General features: G+C 70.5%; 24 protein-coding genes and 1 tRNA gene. 18 read left to right on the forward strand and 7 right to left on the reverse strand.

Features of this window, described 5'->3' with window-relative positions:
- The first annotated feature begins 7 nt into the window (after positions 1-7).
- From AB0878_RS38700 to AB0878_RS38710, 3 genes are all read left to right on the forward strand, one after another.
- Entirely contained in the window at positions 8-811 is an 804-nt protein-coding gene (locus AB0878_RS38700) for an ABC transporter ATP-binding protein (RefSeq protein ID WP_366586115.1), read from the forward strand.
- Positions 799-1,443, forward strand: a complete 645-nt coding sequence (locus AB0878_RS38705) for a hypothetical protein (protein WP_366585984.1) — start codon at positions 799-801, stop codon at positions 1,441-1,443. The genes AB0878_RS38700 and AB0878_RS38705 overlap by 13 nt, the downstream gene beginning before the upstream one ends.
- A 379-nt stretch (positions 1,444-1,822) precedes the next feature.
- Positions 1,823-2,173, forward strand: a complete 351-nt coding sequence (locus AB0878_RS38710) for a hypothetical protein (protein ID WP_366585986.1) — start codon at positions 1,823-1,825, stop codon at positions 2,171-2,173.
- Between the two features lie 81 nt (positions 2,174-2,254).
- Here the strand turns inward: AB0878_RS38710 and pknB are convergent, their stop codons facing one another.
- From pknB to AB0878_RS38745, 7 genes are all read right to left on the reverse strand, one after another.
- The gene (gene pknB / locus AB0878_RS38715) at positions 2,255-4,264 is read right to left on the reverse strand and encodes a Stk1 family PASTA domain-containing Ser/Thr kinase (RefSeq protein ID WP_366585988.1); all 2,010 of its coding nucleotides are present in this window, start codon (positions 4,262-4,264) and stop codon (positions 2,255-2,257) included.
- Positions 4,261-5,571, reverse strand: coding sequence for a serine/threonine-protein kinase (locus AB0878_RS38720; RefSeq protein WP_366585990.1), 1,311 nt, complete (start codon positions 5,569-5,571; stop codon positions 4,261-4,263). The genes pknB and AB0878_RS38720 overlap by 4 nt, the downstream gene beginning before the upstream one ends.
- Before the next feature lie 3 nt (positions 5,572-5,574).
- Complete coding sequence (locus AB0878_RS38725; protein WP_366585992.1) at positions 5,575-7,038, reverse strand: penicillin-binding transpeptidase domain-containing protein; 1,464 nt, start codon at positions 7,036-7,038, stop codon at positions 5,575-5,577.
- Positions 7,035-8,528 carry an FtsW/RodA/SpoVE family cell cycle protein gene (locus AB0878_RS38730; RefSeq protein ID WP_364043449.1) on the reverse strand — a complete coding sequence of 498 codons (1,494 nt, stop codon included), beginning with the start codon at positions 8,526-8,528 and terminating at the stop codon, positions 7,035-7,037. The genes AB0878_RS38725 and AB0878_RS38730 overlap by 4 nt, the downstream gene beginning before the upstream one ends.
- A complete protein-coding gene (locus tag AB0878_RS38735; protein ID WP_364043452.1) occupies positions 8,528-9,931 on the reverse strand; it encodes a PP2C family serine/threonine-protein phosphatase in 1,404 nt (467 codons plus the stop codon). The genes AB0878_RS38730 and AB0878_RS38735 overlap by 1 nt, the downstream gene beginning before the upstream one ends.
- Positions 9,928-10,389, reverse strand: coding sequence for an FHA domain-containing protein (locus AB0878_RS38740; protein ID WP_037718919.1), 462 nt, complete (start codon positions 10,387-10,389; stop codon positions 9,928-9,930). Before AB0878_RS38740 ends, AB0878_RS38735 begins: the two co-directional genes overlap by 4 nt.
- A 101-nt stretch (positions 10,390-10,490) precedes the next feature.
- On the reverse strand, positions 10,491-11,735 hold the full coding sequence (locus tag AB0878_RS38745; RefSeq protein WP_366585995.1) for a DUF3662 and FHA domain-containing protein: 1,245 nt from the start codon (positions 11,733-11,735) through the stop codon (positions 10,491-10,493).
- A 130-nt stretch (positions 11,736-11,865) separates the two neighbouring features.
- Between AB0878_RS38745 and AB0878_RS38750 the strand changes: the two genes are divergently transcribed.
- From AB0878_RS38750 to AB0878_RS38820, 15 genes are all read left to right on the forward strand, one after another.
- Positions 11,866-11,948: transfer RNA gene (locus tag AB0878_RS38750), tRNA-Leu, on the forward strand.
- A gap of 251 nt (positions 11,949-12,199) precedes the next feature.
- Positions 12,200-13,117 (forward strand): ABC transporter ATP-binding protein, encoded by a 918-nt coding sequence (locus tag AB0878_RS38755; protein ID WP_366585997.1) that lies wholly within the window; start codon positions 12,200-12,202, stop codon positions 13,115-13,117.
- Positions 13,117-13,974, forward strand: a complete 858-nt coding sequence (locus tag AB0878_RS38760; RefSeq protein ID WP_366585999.1) for an ABC transporter permease — start codon at positions 13,117-13,119, stop codon at positions 13,972-13,974. Before AB0878_RS38755 ends, AB0878_RS38760 begins: the two co-directional genes overlap by 1 nt.
- Positions 13,975-13,986: 12 nt before the next feature.
- Positions 13,987-15,108, forward strand: a complete 1,122-nt coding sequence (locus AB0878_RS38765; RefSeq protein ID WP_366586001.1) for a histidine kinase — start codon at positions 13,987-13,989, stop codon at positions 15,106-15,108.
- Positions 15,105-15,713: a response regulator transcription factor gene (locus AB0878_RS38770; RefSeq protein ID WP_285971294.1), complete on the forward strand. Its 609-nt coding sequence runs from the start codon at positions 15,105-15,107 to the stop codon at positions 15,711-15,713. Before AB0878_RS38765 ends, AB0878_RS38770 begins: the two co-directional genes overlap by 4 nt.
- Positions 15,710-16,861 carry an amidohydrolase gene (locus AB0878_RS38775; RefSeq protein WP_366586003.1) on the forward strand — a complete coding sequence of 384 codons (1,152 nt, stop codon included), beginning with the start codon at positions 15,710-15,712 and terminating at the stop codon, positions 16,859-16,861. Before AB0878_RS38770 ends, AB0878_RS38775 begins: the two co-directional genes overlap by 4 nt.
- Positions 16,862-17,158: 297 nt before the next feature.
- Positions 17,159-17,299 carry a hypothetical protein gene (locus AB0878_RS38780; protein ID WP_366586005.1) on the forward strand — a complete coding sequence of 47 codons (141 nt, stop codon included), beginning with the start codon at positions 17,159-17,161 and terminating at the stop codon, positions 17,297-17,299.
- 40 nt (positions 17,300-17,339) lie between these two features.
- Positions 17,340-17,483, forward strand: coding sequence for a thiocillin family RiPP (locus AB0878_RS38785; protein WP_220245456.1), 144 nt, complete (start codon positions 17,340-17,342; stop codon positions 17,481-17,483).
- Between the two features lie 41 nt (positions 17,484-17,524).
- Positions 17,525-17,683, forward strand: a complete 159-nt coding sequence (locus AB0878_RS38790; RefSeq protein ID WP_285971290.1) for a RiPP peptide — start codon at positions 17,525-17,527, stop codon at positions 17,681-17,683.
- A gap of 13 nt (positions 17,684-17,696) precedes the next feature.
- Positions 17,697-17,846, forward strand: coding sequence for a thiocillin family RiPP (locus tag AB0878_RS38795; protein WP_220245458.1), 150 nt, complete (start codon positions 17,697-17,699; stop codon positions 17,844-17,846).
- 45 nt (positions 17,847-17,891) lie between these two features.
- Positions 17,892-18,041 carry a thiocillin family RiPP gene (locus AB0878_RS38800; protein WP_220245459.1) on the forward strand — a complete coding sequence of 50 codons (150 nt, stop codon included), beginning with the start codon at positions 17,892-17,894 and terminating at the stop codon, positions 18,039-18,041.
- Positions 18,042-18,091: 50 nt separating this feature from the next.
- Positions 18,092-18,235: a hypothetical protein gene (locus tag AB0878_RS38805; RefSeq protein ID WP_158688140.1), complete on the forward strand. Its 144-nt coding sequence runs from the start codon at positions 18,092-18,094 to the stop codon at positions 18,233-18,235.
- 127 nt (positions 18,236-18,362) lie between these two features.
- Positions 18,363-19,604: a cytochrome P450 gene (locus AB0878_RS38810; protein WP_366586009.1), complete on the forward strand. Its 1,242-nt coding sequence runs from the start codon at positions 18,363-18,365 to the stop codon at positions 19,602-19,604.
- Positions 19,601-21,724, forward strand: coding sequence for an ATP-binding cassette domain-containing protein (locus tag AB0878_RS38815; RefSeq protein ID WP_366586011.1), 2,124 nt, complete (start codon positions 19,601-19,603; stop codon positions 21,722-21,724). Before AB0878_RS38810 ends, AB0878_RS38815 begins: the two co-directional genes overlap by 4 nt.
- Entirely contained in the window at positions 21,721-23,616 is a 1,896-nt protein-coding gene (locus tag AB0878_RS38820) for an ATP-binding cassette domain-containing protein (RefSeq protein ID WP_366586013.1), read from the forward strand. Before AB0878_RS38815 ends, AB0878_RS38820 begins: the two co-directional genes overlap by 4 nt.

The raw sequence follows: 23,616 nt of genomic DNA on the forward strand, positions 1-23,616 counted from the left end.
CACCCCGCTGATCCGGCTCGTCGGAGTCGGTAAGCGGTACGGCGGCGGCGAGCTGGTGCTCGACGGCGTCGACCTGGCCGTACCCGCCGCGTGCGTGGTCGGGATCCTCGGCGCCAACGGCTCCGGGAAGTCCACGCTGCTGCGGATCCTGGCGGGTGTTTCGCGGGCGAGCCTCGGCACGGTCGAGGGCACGCCGTCGATCGGCTACCTGCCCGACCGGTTCCCCGGCGGGCAGCGGCTGAGCGCGCGGTCGTACCTGCGGCACATGGCGCGCATGCGCGGACTTGCCGACTTGTCGACGATCGACCCGCTGCTGGAGCGGCTCGCGCTCGTCGGCGGGCCTGACGCGCAGCTGCGCGCACTCTCGAAGGGCAACGCGCAGAAGGTCGGCCTCGCGCAGGCCGTGCTGCCGCGGCCCGATCTGCTGATCCTCGACGAGCCGTGGTCGGGTCTCGACGTCGGCACCCACGCGGTGCTCGGCGAGCTGGTGGCCGAGACGCGGGCGCGTGGCGCGAGTGTGGTGTTCACCGACCACCGGCCGGCCGTCGTGCGGGAGAACGCCGACGCCGTCTACCGCATCGAAGCCGGCCGGCTCACGGCCGTGGGCGTCCGCGCGGAAACCGGGCCCGCCACCCGCATCGTCCTCGCGGGCACCGGCACCGACTGGACCGCCGAACCCGGCGTGCGCCACGCGATCGCCGAGGGTCCGCACGTGGTCCTGACCGTCGACGCGACGAGCGCCGACGCCGTGCTCCTGCGGGCGCTGTCGGGCGGCTGGTCCGTGCGGGAGGTGGCGCCGTGCTCGCCGTGAGCCGCTACTACCTCGCGCTGCTGGGCCATTCCCAGCGTTACCTGCCGGCGGTGCTGGCCTACCTCGCGCTTTCGGTGATCCTCTACTCAGACCCGCACTCGCCAGTGCTGCCGCTCTACGGCGTGAGCAGCGGCGCGCTGGTCGTCCTCGGCTGCTGGCTCACGATCGCCGTGCTCGACATCGAAGATCCGGTGCAGCGGCTCGTCACGCTCAGCCACGCGCGCAGCCGCCGGCGCACCATCGGCGGTGCGGTATTCGCGGTGTTCGGCTGCGTGGTGGTACTGACGGTGATCACGATCGTGTGGTCGGGGATCAGGACGTGGCAGCTCAGCTGGGACGCGTTCGGCGTTGGGCTGGTGAGCTTGCTGGCGAGCGGCCTGCTCGGGATCGCGATCGGCCTGCCGTGCTCGCGCCTGCTCGTCGGGCGCATCGGGTGGACGGTGCTCGCGGCCGTGCTCGTGCTCGGCCTGGTCCTGCTGGGCAAGTGGGTGCCGCTGGTCCACCCGCTGATCACGGCGCTCACCAACAGCGCGCCCTACGGCGGCGCGCTCGTCCTCGCCGTGGTCACGTCGGTGGTCGCGCTGGGCGTGAGTGCCGGCGTCGTCGGGTGGCTGGCGGGCCGGCGGGCCTGAGCTCGGAGCGGTTCGAACGTGCTCCGAGTGAATCTGCAAATTGCACATGGCAATTTCCGGTTCGGATCTTCCGGAGATCACCCGAGCACGCTAATGTCTTGCCTTCACCCACGCGGGTGGCACCGGCCAGCAGCGAAAACTGCTGCGGAGAGAGCCCGCGGCGTCGGGAAACGCTCCGGCGCCGCGGGTGGGTCTACCGGTCCACCGGCATTCGTCGGCTGCACGACGCGCCCGTGCCGACGGCGGATGCCGGTGCCCGGCCGGAATGATCGCTCGGAGTGATATGCAAATTGCAGTACGCAATTCAGGAAGGCGGTCTTCCTCCGCGCCGGCGCGTCGGTTACCCTCGCGCCGTCTGTTCACCCGTGAGGGGAGAGTCGTGACGGCTGGGATCGCCGCGATCACCGTGGCCGGCTCGGGTGATGAGCTGCATCAGCTCGCCTCCTGGCTGCGTTCCGAGGACGAGCTCCGCGACCGCGTCCGGCTGGCCGAGAGACCCGTGTCGGACGACGCGGCGGGTGACGCCGTGGTCGTCATGGTGAGCAGCCGCTCCGTGGGCACGCTGTGCCGCTCGCTGTTCGGCTGGCTGCGCAAGGGCCGCGGCGACGAACGCGTGCTGCTCAAGCTGAAGCGCTCCGGGGCGGTGGAGGAGCTCGACGTCGACTGCGGTTCGACCAGCGACGTGGACGCGGTGCTCGCCAGCGTCCGCGGGTTCTTGGACCAGGACTGAGTCTCGGCCAGGATCGGGAAACTTCCGGACAAAGCACAGGGCCCGCACGGAAACCGTGCGGGCCCTGTCGCGTTTCACCGGCTATGGATGCCGCACCGGCGGGAAGCCGGGCGGCAGACCGCCGGAACCGCCGTTGCCGGGATTGGTCGGCGTGGTGGTGTCACCGCCGCTGTCGGTTTCGAAGATCGTCAGCACGACCGTCTGGGTCGGCGAGATCGTCTGACCGGCCTTCGGGTTGGTCTTCGCCACGGTGTTCGGCGGAACCGTGGCGAAGTGCACCGACTCGGTCTGGATCTGGCCCGACCAGCCCATGCCTTGCAGCGTCTGTGTCGCCTGGTCCTCGGTCTGACCGGTCAGGTCCGGCATCGTGATCTGCTGAACGCCCTTCGAGACCTGCAGCGTGATCGTCGAACCCGGCGCGACCTGACCACCGTTCGGCTGCTGATTGACGACCTGGTTCTTCGGGTCGTTGGAGTCCACGTCGACCCGTTTGACCGTGAAGCCGAGTCCTTCGAGCTTCTTCTTCGCGGCGTCGTAGTCGGTGCCGGTCGTGTCCGGCACCTGCTTGAGCTGCAGCTCGCCGCCGATGACGATGTTGACCTTGGTGCCTTCGGGCGCCGACGAATTCGGCGTCGGGTTCTGCGAAATGACCTTGCCGACCTGGTCCGGTGTCTCGGCCGGCTTCGAGGTGGAGTCACCGAGCTCGAGCTTGGCCTGCTCCAGCGCGGTGCGCGCGTCGTCCGGAGTCTTGCCGGTCAGGTCCGGCACGGTGGCCGAATTGGGCCGCGCGCCCACGTACAGCTGGATCTGCGTCGTCGTCGCGACGTTCTGGCCTGCACCCGGGTCGATCGAGACGACCTTGTCGACCATGTCGTCGGTGCAGGTCAGGCCCTTGGGGTTGGTGCTCGGGTCCGACGCGCCGCAAATCACGTTCTTGTTCGGGGCGAACGACGAGAAGCCCGCCGTTTGCAGGTTCGACTTCGCGACACCCGCCTGTTGGCCCACCACGTTCGGAATCTGCGCGTTGGTGGTCTCGGCCCGGAAGGCACCGCTGAGCCAGAAGATCAGCAGCACCACGCCGGCCACGAGCAGAACCGCGACGATCGCGAGGATCGTGCGGTTTCGGCGCTTGACGCGCGGGTCCTCGTCCGGCTCGTCGGCGTACTCCTCGTAGCGCTGGGGCTGCCGGCGGTCCTGGTTCATCACCTGGGTGCGCTCGTCCTCCGACATCACCATCGGAGCGGACGGGCGCTGGCCCGAGAGCGTGCGCACGAGGTCCGAGCGCATCTCGGCGGCCGACTGGTAGCGGTTCGCCGGGCCCTTCGCCAGCGCCTTGAGCACCACGGCGTCGAGCTCGGGCGTCACCGCCGGGTTCACCGACGACGGCGGGCTCGGGTCCTCCCGCACGTGCTGGTAGGCCACGGCCACCGGCGAGTCACCCGTGAACGGGGGCTCTCCGGTGATGAGCTCGTAGAGCACACAGCCGGCCGCGTACACGTCGGAACGCGCGTCGACGGCTTCACCGCGCGCCTGCTCCGGCGAGAGGTACTGCGCGGTGCCGATCACGGCGGCCGTCTGCGTCATCGCCGACTGGCCGTCGTGCATCGCGCGGGCGATGCCGAAGTCCATCACCTTGACGGCGCCGTTCTTCGTGATCATCACGTTGGCGGGCTTCACGTCGCGGTGCACGATGCCGTGGCGGTGGGAGAAGTCCAGTGCCGCGCAGACGTCGGCCATGACCTCCATGGCCCGCTTCTGCGACATCGGGCCCTCGGTCTTCACGATGTCGCGAAGCGTCCGGCCCTCGACGTACTCCATGACGATGTAGGGCAGGTTCCCGAAGTCGGTGTTGGCTTCACCGGTGTCGTAGACCGCCACGATCGCGGGGTGGTTGAGGGCGGCCGCGTTCTGCGCCTCGCGGCGGAAGCGTTCCTGAAACTGGGGGTCGCGGGCGAGGTCCGCGCGCAGGACCTTGATCGCGACTTCCCGGCCCAGACGCACGTCGTGTCCATGATGGACCTCGGACATACCTCCGTAGCCGAGCGTCTCGCCCAGCTCGTACCGATTGGAGAGCAGTCTGGGTGTGCTCATCTCTGTGTGCCGTTCCATTCCGTCCAAGGTGTGGTCATGATGCCTTGCAGGCCCTGCTTCTCGCTCGCACCCGGTTCGGCGGGTCCGCCTGCGGTCGGTCCTCCAGCGCGGCCGGTCGGCTCGACTGGCGCCGGTCTGCCTGTGTCCACGCTTCTCGGTGTCTGTCCGTTGCCGGTGCCCACGACTTTGGCCACGACGAACGCCGCTGCCACGATCACGGCGACCACGATCACCGCGAGCAGCACCCACCAGCCCCACTGGCTCTTCCGCCGCGGCACGGGCGGGTGCACGGGGTGCACCGAACCCGGCGAAAGCGGCGGGAACCCGGGGTTGGAACCAGGACCGATGGGCACGTGGGGGAGCTCGCCGGCCTGCGGCATCCCGGGGGGCGGCGACGGGGGGACCTGGCCCGCCGCGTAGGCGGCGTTGACCAGGCCGAGCGGCGTCGGCAGGGGGTGCCCGGCGCGGACGGCCGCGACGGCGGCGGCGAACTCGCCACCGCTCGCGTAGCGCTGCCGGGGGTCCTTGACCAGCGTGGCCTCGATGACCGCGCGCGCACCCGGTGGCACGTCGGGCGGCAGCGGCGGCGGGAGGTCGCGGATGTGCATCATGGCGACGCTCACCGCGTTCTCCGAGAGGAACGGCCGGTGGCCGGCAAGGCATTCGTAGCCGCACACGGCCAGCGAGTACACGTCGCTGGCCGGCTCGGCGTCGTGGCCCAGCGCCTGTTCGGGCGCGATGTAGTGGGCCGTGCCCATGACCATGCCCGACCGCGTGACCGGCGCGGCGTGCGCGGCTTTGGCCACGCCGAAGTCGGTGATCTTCACCTGGCCCGTCGGCGTGACGAGGATGTTGCCTGGCTTCACGTCGCGATGCACCAGGCCCTGCTCGTGCGCGGCCTGCAACGCGGTGCCGGCCTGCTCCAGCAGGTCGAGCGTGTAGTCGGCCGAGAGGCGCCCGTGCTTGGCGAGGATGCCCGCGAGCGGGTCGCCCTCCACGAACTCCATGACCAGGTACGCGATGGGCAGCGCGTCTTCCTCTTTGCCACCCTCGGTTCCGGCGAAGGTCTCGCCGTAGTCGTGCACCGCCGCGATCCCGGCGTGGTTGAGCGACGCCGTCATCCGCGCCTCGGTCCGGAACCGGTGCAGGAACTCGGCGTCGCCGGAGAGCTCGGCCTTCAGCACCTTCACCGCGACGACCCGGTCGAGCCGGGTGTCACTCGCCTGCCAGACCTCGCCCATCCCGCCGACGGCGATCCGGTTCGTCAGCTTGTAGCGCTCGGCCAGCAGCTGACCCGAGGACAGCATGGGTCACCCACCCCCGAGGCGCGCGGCGATGGCGGCCCGGCCGATCTCGGCGGCGACGGAGCCACCGGTCGCGGCGAGCCCGCGGTTGCCGCCGTTCTCGACGATGACCGACACAGCGATCTGCGGGTTGTCCGAGGGCGCGAACGCGGTGTACCACGCGTGCGGCGGGGTGTTCTTCGAGTCGGTGCCGTGCTCGGCGGTGCCGGTCTTCGACGCGATCTTCAGCGCCGGGTCCTTGCCCTTGCCCGCGGTGAAGCCCTCCGACGCGATCATCATCTGCGTGAGGATCTGGTCGTTCTCCGGCGACAGCGCCGGCGTGCCGGTGAGCTGCTCCGGGTCGGTGTCCTCGATCGTCGAGAGGTCCGGCGCCAGGATCGACTGCACGAGCTGCGGCTTCATCGCCATGCCGCCGTTGGCGACGGTCGCGGCGAGCAGGCAGTCCTGCAGCGGCGTGAGGCGCACGTCGCGCTGGCCGATGCCGCTCTGGTAGAGCGCGCCCTGCGAGTCGAGCGCGCCGACGGTGGACGGCGCCACCTTCATCGGCACGGTCAGGTCGGTCTGGCCGATGCCGAAGTTGGCGGCCGTCGCCTTCATCTTGTCGGGGCCGAGCTGGCCCGCGAAGGTCGCGAACGGCACGTTGCACGAGTGCGCCAGCGCGTCCTTGAACGTGTTGCCGGGGCAGGTCTCGCCGGCGTAGTTCTCGAGCGTGGTGTTGGTGCCCGGCAGCTTCACGTTGGGCGCGGTGTTGATCACGGTGTCGGGGCCGATGCCGGCCTCGAGCGCGGCCGACGCGGTGACCAGCTTGAACGTGGACCCGGGCGGGTAGGTCTCCGAGATCGCCCGGTTCAGCATCGGGTTCTTCGGGTCCTTGGAGTAGTTCGCCCAGGCGGTGTTCTGGTCCTTGCCGTGCGACGCCAGCGTGTTCGGGTCGTACGACGGCGTGGACACCATCGCGAGGATGCGGCCCGTCTTCGGCTCCATCGCCACCACGGCCCCGGTGTAGCCGTGCTGGGTCATCAGGTCGTACGCGGCCTTCTGCACCTTCGGGTCGATCGTGAGCTTCACGTTGCCGCCGCGCGGGTCACGCCCGGTGACCATGTCCGACAGGCGGCGCACGAACAGCCGCGGGTCGGAGCCGTTGAGCACGTCGTCCTCGGCGCGTTCGAGGCCGCCGGCGCCGTAGTTGATCGAGTAGAACCCGGTCACCGGCGCGTACATCGGGCCGTCGGTGTAGGTGCGCGTGAACTTGAACTTGTCGCTGGAGGCCTTCACCCCGGCCAGCACCACGCCGTCGGGCGTGACGATCTGCCCGCGCTGGCGCGAGTACTCGTCGTAGAGCACGCGCTGGTTGCGCGAGTCGGTGCGGTAGTCGTCGGCTTTGACGACCTGGATGTAGGTGTCGTTCGCGAGCAGCAGGACGATCATGACGAGCATCGCCATGCCGACCTTGCGCAGGGGAGTGTTCACGCGGTCCTCCCGTCACCGTTCGGGCTGCCACCGGCCGGCGGGCGCTGCACCAGCACGGTGTGCGCCTCGGCGATCGGTGCCTGGGGCTGCTGCGGCTTGGCGCGCTTGGCCGGCTTGCGCGCGGCGTCGGAGATGCGCAGCAACAGGGCGACGAGGATGTAGTTCGCGAGCAGCGACGAACCACCCTGGGACAGGAACGGCGCCGTGATCCCGGTTTCCGGGATCAGCGCCGTGACGCCGCCGACGACCACGAAGATCTGCATCACCATCGTGAACGCGAGCCCGCCGCCGAGCAGCTTGCCGAACGTGTCGCGCACGGCCAGCGCGCTGCGCATGCCGCGCATCGCGATCAGCAGGTACAGCATCAGCACGGCGGCCAGGCCGATGAAGCCCAGCTCCTCGCCGATCGACGCGGTGATGAAGTCGGTGCTCGCCGCCGGGACGATGTCCGGCCGGCCCGCGCCGAGACCGGTTCCGCCGACCCCGCCCGTGCCGAGGCCGAACAGGCCCTGCGCGAGCTGGTAGGAGCCGCCGAGTTCGTCGTAGCGCGGGCCCAGCGGGTTGAGCCAGTTCTCCACGCGCTGCTGGACGTGCGTGAAGAGGTTGTAGGCGATGATGCAGCCGCCGATGAAGAACGTCAGCCCGACGACGACCCAGATCACGCGCTCGGTCGCGACGTAGAGCATCACCAGGATGATGCTGAAGTACAGCAGCGACGTGCCGAGGTCCTTCTCGAACACGAGGATGCCGATGCTCGCTGCGGCGGCGATGAGGATCGGGCCCAGGTCACGGGCGCGCGGCAGCTCCACGCCGAGGACCTTCTTGCCCGCCACCATGAACAAGTCGCGTTTGGACACCAGGAACGACGCGAAGAAGATCATCAGCAGGATCTTCGCGAACTCACCGGGCTGGATCGAGAAGAACGGCAGCTTCAGCCAGACCTTCGCGCCGTTGACCTCGGACAGGCTCGACGGCAGCACCGCGGGCAGCGCCAGCGCGGCGATGCCGATCAGGCCGAAGGTGTAGCCGTAGCGCGTGAGAGTGCGGTGGTCGTTGACCACGACCAGCACGACCACGAACAGCGCCAGCGAGATGACCGTGAACAGCACCTGCTTGGTCACTTCGGGGCTGTACTCGCTGCCCTTCTGCGCGGCCTGCTCGGCTTCGGCCAGGTCGAGCCGGTGGATCATCACCAGCCCGATGCCGTTGAGCAGCGCGACACACGGCAGCAGCACCGGGTCGGCGTACGGCGCCCAGCGGCGCACGGCGAGGTGCGCGGCGGTCAGGACACCGAGGTAGGCGAGGCCCAGCCACAGGATCGAGAGCGTGAGCTCCTGCTCCTGGTTGGCCTCCACGAGCACGAGCGCGAGGGTGACGATGAACGCGGCGAACGCCAGCAGCAACAGCTCGGTGCCCCGGCGCTTGGGCAGCTCCCGGGGCGGATTGGTCGCGAACTGGGCCGACAACGGGTCGGCCAGGGGCTGACCCATCAGTTACCGCCTCCTGTCGGCGCCGTACTCGACGTCGAGCAGTCCCTCCCCGCAGGCTGGTTCGCCGACGAAGACGCGCCGCTCGAAGGCGGCGGAACAGCGCTGCTCGACGACGCCGGCGGACCGCCGGGAGCCGTCGGCACGCCGGAAGTGGTGCCGGGGGTCGCCGGCGGGCAGTCGGACAGCTGCTTGCGCAGGCGCAGGAAGTCGTCGATGTACGTGCGGGCGTCGTCGAGGCTGTCGCGCTTCACGCCGTTCTGCACGGCGATGCGCGCGTCCTCCTGCAGGGCCGGCACGCGCAGCTTGTCGGTGCACAGCGTCCCCGGCGGGCACGAGCCCTGCTCGAAGGAGTGCAGCTGGATGCCGAGGATGCTGCCCGGCACCCCGCGGTAGATCACGACCTCCTGGTCGGGACCCTCGCCCACGTAGTACTGGCTGAGCACGAAGTAGCGCGTGGCGATGGCGGCCGCGGCCAGCACGATCAGCACCACGACGGCGCCGACGAGCCAGCGGAACCGCTTGCGGCGCTTGGCCTTCGGGTCCTCCTCGAACGCCTGCGGCTCCGGCCGCGGCTGAGGGGGCGGCTGCGTGAGCGCCCGGGCCCGCGCGGCCGGCGAGTCGCCCTGGTGCTGCTCGTCGCTGCCGTCGCCGGCGGCGCCGCCCACGATCGGGGCGTCGTCACCGAAGTCGACGTCGACCACGTCGGCGATGATCACGGTGACGTTGTCCGTACCACCGCCCTTGAGGGCCAGCTCGATCATCCGGTCCGCGCAGTCCTGCGGGTCCGGGATGCGGATGGCCTCGGACATCGTCTCGTCGGAGACCATGCCGGACAGACCGTCGGAACAGATGAGGTACCGGTCACCGGGACGAGCCTCGCGCACGGTGAGACTCGGCTCGACCTCGTGCCCCGTGAGCGCCTTGAGCAGCAGCGAACGCTGCGGGTGCACCGCGGCCTCCTCGGCCGTGATGCGGCCCTGCTCCAGCAGCTCGTTGACGAAGCTGTCGTCGCGGGTGATCTGCGCGAACTGGCCGCCGCGCAGCAGGTACGCGCGGGAGTCGCCGACGTGCACGAGCCCCAGGCGGTTGCCCGCGAAGAGCACGGCGGTGAGCGTGGTGCCCATGCCGTCGAGGTCGGGATCCTGGGAGACGAGCTCGGCGATGGCCGCGTTGCCGTTGGTCACGGCCTCGCGGAGCTGACCGAGCAGGTCGTCGCCCGGCTCGTCGTCGTCGAGGGGGGCGAGTGAGGCGATGACGACCTTGCTGGCCACCTCACCGGCCGCGTGGCCGCCCATACCGTCGGCGAGCGCGAGGAGGCGAGGGCCGGCGTACACGGAGTCCTGGTTGTTCGAACGAACCAGGCCCCGGTCGCTGCGGGCCGCGTAGCGGAGGACGAGAGTCATGGGCGAAGCTCGATCACCGTCTTGCCGATCCGGATGGGGACTCCGAGCGGGACCCGGAGGGGTGCAGTGACCTTAGCCCGGTCGAGGTAGGTCCCGTTCGTCGAGCCCAGATCTTCCACGTACCAGTCCTCCCCGCGCAGGGCGATGCGGGCGTGCCGGGTCGACGCGTAGTCGTCGTCGAGCACCAGCGTCGAGTCGTCGGCACGGCCGATCAGGATCGGCCGGCCGTCGAGCGCGATACGGGTGCCCGCCAGTGCCCCGTGGGTCACCAGGAGCTGCTGCGGGGCCTTGCTGCCCCGCGGCTTCTTCTCCTTGTTCCGCCGGAACGAGGGCACCTGCACCCGCAGGCCGGACGCGGCGTAGAGATCCGAACGGACGACCCGCAGGGCGGCGAACACGAAGAGCCAGAGCAGCACGAGAAAGCCCACTCTGGTGAGTTGAACGACCAGCTCTGGCACTTGTTGTGTCCGCTCCCGACTCTGCCTGCAAGCCGCGGCGCGCGCGCACCGCGGATCCCCCCGCACGACAATTCTGCGGGAACCCCGTCACCGGCCTCTGGTCAGCCCTGGGTTCGGAACACCAACGAAGAGTGACCCACCCGGATGACGTCCCCGTCGGCCAGCTGCCACGTCTGCACCGGAGTCCCGTTCACGGTCGTGCCGTTCGTGGACCCGATGTCGGCGAGCGTGGCGCTCTGGCCGTCCCAGGTGATCTCCAGGTGCCGGCGCGACACCCCGGTGTCGGGCAGCCGGAAGTCGGCGTCCTGGCCGCGGCCCACGACGTTCCCGCCCTGCTTCAGCGAGTACGTGCGGTTCGAGCCGTCGTCCAGCTGCAGGCTCGCGGCGAGCGCGCGACCGGCCGCGGGAGCGGGCTGGCCGTAGCCGGGCTGCTGCTGGGCGTACGGGTCGGCCGCCGGCTGGCCGTAGCCGGGCTGCTGGCCGTACGGGTCCGCCGCGGGCTGGCCGTAGCCGCCGCCCTGCTGGGGCTGGCCGTACTGGTCGTAGCCGCCCTGCTGGGGCTGGCCGTAACCCTGGTCGTAACCGCCCTGCTGGCCGTAGCCACCACCCTGCTGCGGCTGGCCGTACTGGTCGTAGCCGCCCTGCTGGGGCTGGCCGTAACCCTGGTCGTAACCACCCTGCTGGTAGCCCTGGTCGTAACCGGGCTGAGCGGCACCGCCCTGCTGGGGCTGGCCGTACTGGTCATAGCCGGGCTGCTGGCCGTAACCCTGCTGCTCGTAACCGCCCTGCTGGCCATAGCCCTGGTCGTACCCGGGCTGCTGGCCACCCTGCTGTCCGTAGCCGTACTGGCCCTGCTGGCCGTACGGGTCACCCTGGTCGTATTGGCCGTATCCGGGGGGCTGGCTCATTGCTGGGTCTCCTGCGTTGCTGGGTCGTGCCGACCGTGACGAGCCACCGGGTCCACTCGCGTGGGCGTCGGGATCGACGGACGAACGGGTCTTGAACTGTCCAGTATGCAGCGCCTCGTTGCGCTCGAGTGATACGACGACGTCACCATAGGTCTCCCAGCCGTGCTCGGCGAGGTGTTCGCCCACAGCTTGTGCGAGAACCGCAGTGACCCGCTGCTCGTCGCCGGCCATCCGATCGTGGTCAGCCTGCCCCAAGGACACGATGTAGTGATTCGGGGCGAGCTGCCGACCGCCTGCCAGCTCACGAACGTTTTCCTCGCCTTCCCGCTCGAGCGCCACCGCCACTTCCTGCGTGACGACGTTGCCACCGAACATGCGCGCGAAGGTGTTCCCCACGAGGTTCTCGAGACGCCTGTCGAAGCGCTCTACCCGACCCACCTGGGGTGACCTCCTCGCACGTGTGCTTCCGCACCGATCCTATCCGGGAGAGGAAGCCTCGACACGACCCCCGCTGAAACCCGTGAAAACCCCCTGCTACGCTTTGCTGGCTGTCAGAGAGAAGCAACTCGGGCGAGTGGCGGAATGGCAGACGCGCACGGTTCAGGTCCGTGTGTCCGAAAGGACGTGAGGGTTCAACTCCCTCCTCGCCCACCTTGGTCGGAGCCCCAGTCGCTAGCGCGACTGGGGCTCCTCCCGTTTGTCGGTCGTTATTGCTCCCGGGGGGCCGAGCCCCCCGGACCCCCCACGGTGCCTTTGGTGCTGACCCAGCGTGGTTCAGACCCGTAGTGGTTGTGTTGAGCTGGGGTTATGAGGTTTGTCATGCGGTGCGGGTGGGGAACGCATGGTGCCTTGGTGAGGGCTGCGTCTGGGGGTGGCGAGGGGGTCGGCGCCAGGGTGGGGGCATGGGTAGGGAAGTGGTTGTCGAGGTGGACGGGCTGAGGGTCGAGTACGGGGCCTTCGTCGCGGTGCACGGGTTGAGTTTCACGGTGCGGGCCGGTGAGGTCTTCGGGTTGCTGGGGACGAACGGTGCGGGCAAGACGTCGACGATGGATGTGCTGGAGGGGTATCGGAGGCCGAGTGCCGGCAGTGTGCGGGTGTTCGGGGTGGATCCGGCGACGGAGAGGGAGAAGGTTGCTCCTCGTGTCGGGATCATGTTGCAGGAGGCCGGGTTCTTCGACGACCTGACGGTGGTCGAGTCCATTCGGGCGTGGCGGAGGTTCACGGCGGATGCGATGTCGGTCGACGAGGCCGTCGAGCTGGTGGATCTGGGGAAGGTCGCGGGTACGCGCGTCGGGAAGCTGTCCGGTGGGGAGAGGCGGCGGCTGGATCTGGCGTTGGCGGTGTTGGGGCGGCCGGAGCTGTTGTTCCTGGACGAGCCGACGACCGGGTTGGACCCGCAGGCGCGGCGGCGGACGTGGCACGTGCTGGAGAACATGGTCGCCGGGGGGATGGCGATTCTGTTGACCACGCACTACATGGAGGAAGCGCAGTACCTCGCGAACCGCGTCGCGATCATGGATCGCGGGCGGATCATGCGGCACGGGTCCGTGGACGAGGTGATCGGCGCGGACCACGGGTCGACGGTCACGTTCGTCAGCGAGGTGGCGGTGCCGGTCGAGCTGGCCGGGGTGTCGGAGGACGCGCGCCACTACGAGCTCAGCAGCACGGACCCGCAGTCGGATCTGCACCGGCTGTTCGACTGGGCTGCTCGCGCCGGAGCGCGGATCTCGGACCTCGAGGTGCGGCGCAACTCGCTCGAAGACGTTTTCCTCAAGGTGGCCGACGAGGCCGCCCTCGCCACCACCGCGAAGGAGCGCTGATGACCGCCATCGCCCCCGCGTACGCCGGACCTCGTCGTTCACTCGGCTTCTGGCGCTACACCTGGTCGCAATTCCTGTTGTCGCAGAAGGTGCACTGGCGCGATCTCGGATTCGCGCTCACCGGTGTGCTCATTCCGCTCGGCCTCGGCATCGGATTGCCGGCCAGCCAGCACGGCAAGGGCGAGATCGCCGGCGTCGACGGCGGCGTGTACCTGCTGCCCGGGATGATGGGATTCGTCCTCGTCTGGATCGTCTACAACGTGGTGAACTCCGCGACCAGCCGGCGCGGAAAACTGATTTACAAACGCCTTCGCGGCACACCGTTGCCGGACACCGCCATCATGACCGGAGAAGCGATGAGCGGATCGGTCACGAGCATCGCGCAGGTGGTCGTCCTGCTCGTTTTCGGGCTGACGTACCTGGGTGCGCCTGCTCCCGCGAACCCGCTGTTGCTGCTGGTCGGCGTGGTGCTGGGGGCGTTCACGTTCGCGGTGCTGGCGATCGGGGTGTCGGGTCTGCTGCCCACCAGTGAGGTGTCCACGTGGATCGTGACGCCATTCCTGTTCCTCATGATGTTCGCGTCCGGGATCGTTTTCCCGCTGTCCGAAATGCCGCACTTCCTGCAGGTGCCGGTGCAGTACCTGCCGTCGAGCTCGGTCGTGGAAATCGTGCGCACCGCGTATCTCGGCCGGGACTTCGCGTCGAATCCGGCGACGGCGCAGCTGCCGCACCAGGTCGGATTCCTGGAGTCGTTCAGGGCGTGCGTTATGCCGCTGGGACTACTGTGTGCCTGGATCGGCGTTTCCCTCGGCCTGGGCAAGCGCTTCTTCAAATGGGACCCGAAGCGGTCGAGCTGAGCAGGAGGAGACGTGGACCGGTGGAACCCCGGGACACTGGGCCGCGTCGTCGCGCTGCTGATCCTCGGGACCACCGCCGCGTTCACCGTCGAGGCGTTCTTCCTGTGGCTGAGCACCCACCCCCCGGTGCTCGACGTGCTCTTCGCGGTGCTGGCCGGTGCGGGTGTGCTGGCCGGCACCGGACGCATCGTCTGGGCGGTCGTGCGCCGTTCCGCCGCCCGTGGCGAGCACCTGGTCGACGTGGCGATCGCCACGAGCCTGGCGTTCGCGCTGCTGCTGGCCTTCGGGCCGGCGTGGCTGGCGCTGCCGTCGCTGGTCGCCGGTGTCTCCGCGATCAGCCTCACCGGGCTCAAGCGCTGGATCTTCCCGCTGGTCGTGCTCCTCGTCACCGCCGCTCTGGCCCTGTTGATGCAGGTGCCGGCGTACGCGGTGGCCGAGGTGCTGCTGCGGTCGCTGGTGACGATCGTCGTGCTGGCGGGGATGGGGCTGCTCGTCACCTACGCGGCCGAAGTCCACGCCAACCGCGACGAGCTGGCCCGCATGGCGGTGGTCGAGGAGCGGCTGCGGTTCGCCCGTGACCTGCACGACGTGCTCGGCCGCGGGCTGTCGGTGGTGCGGCTGAAGGCCGAGCTGGGCGTGCGGCTGATGGACACCGACTCCGAAGCCGCTCGCGCGCAGCTGGTGCAGATCGCGGAGCTGGCGGGCGGGTCCGTGACCGAGCTGCGCAAGGTGATCGCCGGCTACCGCCAGCCGAGCCTGGCCGAGGAGCTGCGCGGCACGTCGTCGATCCTCAGCCTCGCCGGGGTCCGGGTGGTCGCCGATCCCGTGCCCGAAGGATTGCCCGGGCCGGTCGCGGAGGCGATCGGTTCGGCCATCCGCGAGGGCGGCACCAACATCCTGCGGCACAGCGCCGCCGAGAACTGCCGCGTCGAGTTCGTGCGGGACCCCTCGTGCGTCCTGGTCCGGATCCGCAACGACCGCCCGCACGCCGGCGGCACCCGCGCCGGCCACGGCCTCACCGGCCTGGCCGAGCGGCTCGCCGCCGTGCGCGGCACGCTGGAGCACGGCGAGGTCGACGGCGATTTCGTGCTCACCGCCCGCGTGCCCCTTGACCTGCCGAGGAAGAGCTCATGACCTTGCGGATCGTGCTGGCCGAGGACCACGCCCTGCTGCGCGAATCGCTGCGCACGGTGTTCAGCCTCGCCGACGACATCGACGTGGTGGCGGCTGTGGACAACGGCGCCGACGCGCTGGAAGCCATCCGCCGCGAGCGCCCGGACGGCGCCATGGTGGACATCGACATGCCGCGGATGTCCGGGCTGGAGGTGGCCGAGGCCGTGCGCGCCGAGGGTCTGGACTGCGGGCTGCTCGTGGTCACCAGCTACGGCAAACCCGGCTACCTGCACCGCGCGATGCGGGCCGGGGTGCGCGGGTTCGTCACCAAGAACATCTCGCCGGACGACCTGATCACGGCCGTGCGGAAGGTCTGTACCGGCGGTCGACATGTCGACCCGGAGATCGCCGCCGATGCGCTGGCCGTCGGGGAGACGCCGCTGACCGAGCGGGAGCTGGACGTGCTGCGGCTGTCCGGCGCGGGGCTGCGGCCCGCCGAGATCGGCGCGCGGCTGTCGCTGGCCGAGGGCACGGTGCGCAACTACCTGTCGAGTGCGCTGACCAAGCTGCAGGTGGACAACCGCGTGGCCGCGTACCGCGTCGCCGAGGAGGCGGGCTGGCTGTGACCGACCTGCTGGAGCTGTACCAGGACCTGCACGCACACCCCGAGCTGGCCGGCGAGGAGAAGCGGACGGCGGACGTGCTCGCTCGCGAGCTGACCGCGCTGGGGTTCACCGTGCGTAGCGGAATCGGCGGCCACGGCCTGGCCGCCGCGTTCGAAAACGGCGCCGGGCCGACGGTCGCGGTGCGGACCGAGCTGGACGCGTTGCCGCTCGCCGAGCGCACCGGTCTGCCGTACGCGGCCGGCGGTTCCGCCATGCACGCCTGCGGCCACGACCTGCACCTGGCCGCCGTGGTCGGCGCCGCTCGCGAGCTCGTGGCGACGCGAGCGGAGTGGCGCGGCCGGGTCGTGGTGCTCGGGCAGCCGGCCGAGGAGACGCTCGAGGGCGCGCTGGCCATGGTGGCCGACGGGGTGCACGACGTGTTCGGCCCGCCCGACGCGTTGCTGGCCCAGCACGCCGTGCCCGGGCCGGTCGGTCGGGTGGGCCATTCGCCGGGGCAGATCACCGCGCCGTGTGCCGAGCTGGCGATCACCGTGCACGGCCGGGGCGGGCACGCGGCGGTGCCGCACCTCGCCGTGGACCCCGTCGTACTGGCCGCGCACCTCGTGGTGCGGCTGCAGTCGGTGGTGGCGCGGGAGACGAACCCGGCCGATCCCGTGGTGGTCACGGTCGGCTCCGTGCACGCGGGCGACGCGGCAAACGTGATCCCGGACCGCGTGGAGCTCGGCGTGAGCGTGCGCGCGGCGAGCGACGGCGCGCTGGCCCGGGCGCTGGCCGCGATCGAGCGCGTGTGCCGGGCCGAGGCCGCCGCGTCCGGCGCGCCCGTGGAGCCGGAGGTCGTGACGGTGCGCTCGGCGCCGGCGACCACCAACGACCGGCAGCTCGTGCTGGCCGTGCGAGCGGCGCACCTGGCGGGGCTGGGGGCGGACCGCGTCGGCTGGACGCCGCCCGTGGCCGCGGCCGAGGACTTCGGCCACCTGGCCGCTCTGCCGGACGGCACGACCGTGCCGCTGTGCTACTGGACGCTCGGCGTCGGCGCGCGCGGCACCAACCACTCACCCGACTTCGCTCCGGAGCCGGCCGCGCTCACCGACGGGTGGCGAGCTCTTGCCCTCGCCGCACGGGCCGTACTCGCTGTAACCGAGGAGTAGTCGCTCCGGCACCCATAGTTGATCTACCTTAAGGGAACCCTAGGAGAAACCTAAGATAGCTGTCAGCTAACTACTCCAGACGGGTGACATGTGTGATTTACCCTCCTCTTGCCTACCGAGTTGGGTTTAGCGTTCCCCCTGTGCGAATCGCTCAGAGCGAATAGCACGAAACTGGGGAATCAAAAGCCTGGGGGGGCTTGCGTGATGAGAACTGTTTTGGTTGCCGCGTTAGTCGTTGTGTCCGTTTTATCCGGTGTTTCCGCTGCTGAGGCCAGTGTCCCGGCGCCCCCGAGATGCGTGCCCAGCACGCAGTACGCGTACGTCGGCTTCGAGCTGGCGAAATGGGATTACGTCGGTGTCGACGGCGGGGAATACCTGTACCGGTACAGCTTCAACGGCTGGAATCAAGGCACGGTCACCTGCAAACCCGAGGCGTGAATTCCATTCGCTTTCAACCTTCTGAAGGGAGGTGAAGGGAATGCAGGAAAACACGACCGCCGTGGACGCGGTGGAGGAGCTGCAGGTCGAGGAGCTGGTGGAAACCACCGCGGCCGGCACCGCCTTCTGCATCGGCAGCGCGGGCTGCCCGTCCAGCGCCGGCACGGCGTCCAGCTTCGGCTGAGCAGTCCCACACCACTGATCCACGAACCTGAGGAGATCGAGATGAACGAGTTCGACAACCAGGTCGAGCAGGCGTTCGCCGAGGACATCACGGTGGAGGAGCTCGGCGAGGTCGCCGGCGCCGGTACCACCAACACCGGCGGCACCATCAGCTCCACCACCTGCCCGGCGTGCATCGGCACCGCCTTCAGCTGGTCCTGAGAGGAAAACGGTCATGGAGACGCAGGAAACGCAGGACTTCACCGAGGAACTGACCGTCGAAGAGCTGTCCGACGCCACGGGCGCCGGCTGGTGCGTCGGGTCGGCCGGCACGTTCGGCTGCCCGTCGAGCGCCGGCAGCTACGGCACCGTCAGCTCGCACTGACGCACTGATCCGAACCACTGACGCACTGAGTTGGGAGGAAAAGCAATGAACGAGGAAATCTTCGAGCCGGCCACGACCGAGCTCACGATCGAGCAGCTTTCCGACGCGCAGGCCGGCAGCTTCTGCCTCGGCAGCGTGGGCACCGCGGGGTGCCCGAGCTCGGCGGGCACGGTCGGTACCGCGAGCTCGAGCTGACAATCCCCCAGGACATCCGCGGCGAAACGAACCTCTGAAGGGAGGTTGTCATGGAGAACGTTACCACGCAGGCCCCGCAGGTCGAGGAGCTCGTGATCGAGGAGCTCACCGAGGCCGGTGCGAGCAATTGCTTCGGAACGGCGGGCAGCATCGGCTGCCCGGTGTGCTTCGGCACGTACGGCTGTGCCACCTGAGCCACCTGATTCCAGGTGAGGCAGGTCAGCTATTCCACCCACACCGCGTGGTCGCCGTCGAAAAATGATTCATGAATGGCGGCGACCACGCGGTGCGGGAAAACACGCGTTCTGAAAGGACTGGGGGATGTCGGAAATCGTCCAGCGGTTGTGGCGGCACTTCGCCCGCCTGGAGCCGTTCGGAATGCAGGCTCCGGATTTCTTCGCGGAGCTGGTGGAACAGGCGCCGGTGGTGCGCTTCGACGGAATGTGGGTCATTTCCGGCTACGAGCTGGTGACCCGCCTGTGCACCCACCCCGGCTTCCCCATGGCGGCCCCCGTCTTCACCGACGTGGTCCGCCGAGATAACCCACAGTTTGTTCGCTTCTTCGGCAGCACCATGTCGGTGCGGGCGGCCGAGGAGCACTCGCGGCTACGCGGTGTGCTCACCGGGGCGTTTTCCGGCCGTCGGCTGGCCGGTCTGCGCGACCGCATCGACGACGTGGTGGCCGCTCTGCTGGCCGAACCGCTGCGTCGCGGTGAGGCGGAGTTCGTCTCCGAGCTGGCGACGCCGCTGCCGGCCGCTGTCACCGCCGTGCTGCTGGGCGTGCCGCCCGCCGACCGCGACTTCGTCACCGCGCGGGCCACCGGCATGATGAGCCAGCTCGCCGCCGGTTTCCTCACCGAGACGCACCCCGAAGCGGGTACCCCGATCACCGCCGCCGAGTTCGCCGAGCTGCGCGACTACGTCGCCGGCCTGCTGGCCAAGCGCCGCGCCGAGCCGGCCGAAGACCTGATCGGGCACCTCGCCCAGGCGCAGGAGGCGGGCAAGCTCACCGCCGACGAAGCCGTGGACATGGTGCTGCTGCTGTTCATGACCGGCCTCGACACCGTGACGGCCGCGCTGGCCAACACGCTCGTCGTGCTGTCCGAGCAGCCCGACGTCGCCGCGGCGCTGGCCGCCGACCCGCGCTGCGGCGAACGCGTGTTCGCCGAGGCCATCCGCCTGCGCACGCCGGTCGCGTTCGGGTCGCGCCAGGTCGCGCACGACCTGTCCGTCGGCAAGCTGGACTTCAAGGCCGGCGACACCGTTATCCTCGCCTTCGCCGCCGCCAACCTCGACCCGCGCAAGTTCGACGCGCCGCTCGAGTTCCGCTGGGACCGGCCGATGACCGGCAACGTCGCGTTCGGCCACGGCAGTTACTACTGCCTCGGCAGCGCGCTGGCCGCGATGACCGCGCAGTCGCTGCTGACCGCGGTGCACGACCGGCTGCCGACCCCGACCCGTCCGCCGGCCGAGCTGCCCTGGCGTGCGTCGCTGGCTTTCCCGACGCCGCGCGAGCTGCCGGTGACGTTCGCGCCCGCGCCGGCGGAAAGCGGTGCCCGGTGAGCACGCGCTACCGGTCTCGCGCCGGAGCCGAGTTCCGCCAGGTCGAGGAGTCCGACTGCGGTGCGGCCTGCCTCGGCATCCTGCTCGCCGGGTTCGGCAAGTACCTGTCGTGGCCGGTCCTTTCGCAGGCCTGCGGTGGCGGCCGCGACGGCATCAGCGCCGCGACACTCGCCCGGCGCGGCCAGCAGTTCGGCCTGACGGTGAGCGCCAAGCGCGTCCGGCTGTCCGGCGCCGAGGCCGACGTCGCCACCCTGCGCGGGCTGGCCGCGCCCGGCGTGGTCTTCGTGGACAACCGGCACTTCGCGGTGCTGGAACGCGTCGGTCGCGGCGGCAAGGTGCGGCTGCACGATCCCGCGGCCGGGCGGCACACGCTGTCGATCGTCGAGTTCCGCGAGCGGTTTTCGGGGCTGTACCTGGGTTTCCGGCCGGGTGCCGGCTTCGAGCCGAGCGGTGCGCCGCAGCGGGTGCTGCCGCGCGCACTGCGCTGGCTGGGTGCCGGACTGCCGGTGGTGCTCGGTGCGGTGGTGGCCGGCGTGGTCACGGCCGGGCTGACCGTGGTGGCCGCGCTGCTGGCCCGCTCGCTGGTCACGGCGACCGCCGGGCCCGGGGCGACGTGGTGGCTGGCCGCGGTGGCCGTGGGTCTCGCGCTCGCGGGCTGGGCGCAGCAGCGGCTGGTTTCGGCCGCTTTGCTGCGCACCTCGCTGCGGCGCTCCACCGAACTCGTCGGGCACCTGCTTCGGTTGCCCGGCAGCTACTTCCACCGCCGCTTCACCGGCGGCGTCGCGGCGCGGGTGCAGATCGCCGACACGATCGCGCAGCAGCTGACCACGGTGGTGCTGCCGGTCGCGGTGAGCCTGGCCGCCGTCGTCGGTCTGCTCACGGTGCTGGCCGTGCTCGCTCCGCCGGCCGCCGCGCTGCTGGCCGGGAGCACGCTGCTGACCGCGTTGGTCGTGCGGTTCGGGCGGCGGTCCGGGACCGAGCGGCAGTCGGCGTTGATGGTCGAACAGTCGGCGCGCGACGGACTTTCGCTCAACGTGCTGTCGGCCATCGACACGGTGAAGGCCGAGGGCAGCGGACGCCAGGCGTTCGGGCGCTGGTCTTCGGCGCAGCGCAAGGTGCTGGCCGCGCAACGGCGGGCGGCGCTGGGTGAGCACGGGATCGGCCTGGCCGTCACGGCGTTGCATGCCTTGGGCTACGCCGCTTGCCTTGCGCTGACCGCGCTGGTCGCGCCAGGCGAGGTGATCACCGTGGCCGTGCTGGCCGGCGTGTGGCAGCTGCACGCCGGCGGCCTCGTCACGGGGCTGCACCGGATCGGCGGCCTGCGCAGCAGCTTCGCCGCCTACGACGACGTGGCCGGCGCCGAGACCGATCCGTCCGATGTGGACGAGCCCGTCGCCGTCGGGCCGGGGCGCGTCACCGTGCGCGGTCTGCGTTACGGCTACGACACCAACACCGAGCCGCTGCTGGTTTCGCTCGATCTCGACGTGCCGCCCGGCGGCCGGATGACGCTGGTCGGCCCGAGCGGCTGCGGCAAGTCGACGCTGGCGAAGCTGCTGGCCGGGCTCGTGCGGCCGTGGTCGGGCGTCGCGCTGGTCGACGGGCGGCGCAGCGCGGATCTGCCGCCTTCGGTGCGGCCGTTCCTGGTCGGGTACGTTCCGCAGCGGCCGGCGTTCTTCGAGGGCACCGTGCGCGAGAACCTGGAACTCGGCACCGCGCTGCCGGACGACGCCATCGCCGCCGCCCTCGACGACGCCCAGCTCACCGAGACGATCGAGCTGCGCGGCGGGATCGACGCGGCGCAGGTCAGCCAGCAGGCCCGCAACTTCTCCGGCGGCGAACGCCAGCGGCTGGCCCTGGCCCGCGCGCTCGCCCGCAACCCGCGTGTCCTCGTGCTCGACGAGGCGACCAGCGCGGTCGAAACCGCATTGGCCGCCCGCATCGACGCCGCTCTGCGCACCCGCGGCACCACCACGGTCGTCGTGGCCCACCGGCTTTCCGAGGTCCGCGGCGACGACACGGTCGTGTTGCTCGACCACGGCGCCGTGCGCGTCTACGGCACTCACGACGACCTGCTGGCCCACTCCCGCGGCTACCGCGACATCGCGGAGGTGGCCGGATGACCACGACGGTGCCCACGGAGAAAACCCGCTCGTGGTTCGAGGAAACGGGCGCGACGGCGGCGTCGCTGCGGCAGGCCGTCGCCGGTCGGACCAAGCCCGAAACGGCCGAGCCGCAGCCGATCGACGACGCTGCTCCCGCGCCGACCGTTGTCCAGAAGCCTGTACCGGAGCCGCGCAAAGCCGTTCTGCCCCACGAAGGCAGCACCGGCCGGCACCTGCTGTCCTTCGCCGTGCGCGGCCAGCGGGCCCGGCTCGTGGTGAGTGCCGTGGTCGGGTTGCTGGCGACCGTGTTCGGGTTCGTCGTGCCGCTGGCCGGGATGGTGCTGGCGATCGCGATCGCCGCGGACAACCGCGACGCCCTGCCGTACCTGGCCGGCGCGCTGGTCGGGCTGCTCGCGTTGCAGCTGCTGACCACCGCCGTGGTCGAGCGCGGGCTGCTGACCCTGACCGACGGGGCCCAGGACCGCATCGAGTCGGCGATCTGGCAGCGCCTGCTGAGCCTGCCCGCGACGTTCTTCCGCGACTACCCGCTGCGCCGCCTGATGGGCTTCTCCGGCGGGGTCGGCCAGCTGCGCGGGTTGCTCGGCAGCGGCGGCCTCACGGCGGCGTTGCACGCGGTGTTCGCGCTGGTCGCGATCGCGTTGCTGGCGCTGCTGGACCCGTGGCTGGCCGTGGCGGCGGTCGGGATCTTCGGGCTCGTGCTCGGGGCGATGCTGTGGCTTTCCGTGCGCCAGCAGCGGCACGACACCGAGGTGCTGTCCGCCGTGGACGACGTGCAGGCGGCCGTGTATCCCGCGATGCTCGGCATCGACGACGTACGGGCGTTCGGCGCGCAGTCCTATGTGGTCGGTCGCTGGAGCAAGGCGTTCCGCTCGCAGAAGCGATCCGACGACGCCGGCCTGCGCTACGCGGAGATCGCGAGTGCGCTGGCCGTGGCCTGCTACCCGGCGCTGCTCGCGGTGCTGCTGCCCATGGCGTCCGGCCTGGGGTTCACCGGGCAGTGGACGGTGGTGATGGTCGCGATGACGCTCAACCTCACCGCCACCCGGCTGCAGAGCGCGCTTGTCGGCCTGTTCGCCATCGGCCCGGTGCACGCCCGTCTCGCGCCGGTGCTTACGACCCGGCCGGAGACGCCGGCGCGCCCGACCCCGCTGCCGGCCGCGCGGGGCGCGGTCGAGCTGTGCGACGTGAGCTTCCGCTACCCCGGCCAGACCCGTGACCTGCTCACGGACGTCTCCCTGCGCATCGAGCCGGGCGAGTTCGTGGCGCTGATCGGTGCGTCGGGCGCGGGCAAGTCGACGCTGCTGCGCCTGATGCTGGGCCTCGACCGGACCGAGCGCGGTGTCGTGCTGGTCGACGGCGTGGACGTGAACACCTGCGACGTCGACGAGCTGCGCACGCGGATCGGGTACGTCGCCCAGGACGCGACGCTCATGCGCGGCACGCTGGCCGAGGTCATCTGCGGCGCGGCGGACGAGGTGGACCTCGACCTCGCGCAGCGGGCGGCCGAGCAGGCGCAGCTCGGAGACGTCGTCGACGCCTTGCCGATGGGCCTGCACACGCAGGTCACCGACGGGGAAAGCGGCTTGTCCGGCGGCCAGGTGCAACGCCTGCTGCTGGCCCGCGCCCTGGCCAAACGACCTTCCGTGCTGCTGCTCGACGAGGCCACGAGCGCACTCGACGCCGCCGCGCAGGAGCGGGTACGGCGCGCGGTCGACGACCTCCGGCTGACCCGGGTGGTGGTGGCCCACCGGCTCTCCACCATCCGCTCGGCCGACCGGATCGCCGTGCTGGAGCACGGACGCATCGCCGACCTCGGCACGTTCGCCGAGCTGTCCGGCCATTCGACGGCTTTCGCCCGGCTGGTGGGCAACGCCCGCCGGCTCGACTGA

The organism is Amycolatopsis sp. NPDC047767 (assembly GCF_040704195.1).
In the GTDB taxonomy this organism is placed as follows: Bacteria; Actinomycetota; Actinomycetes; order Mycobacteriales; family Pseudonocardiaceae; genus Amycolatopsis.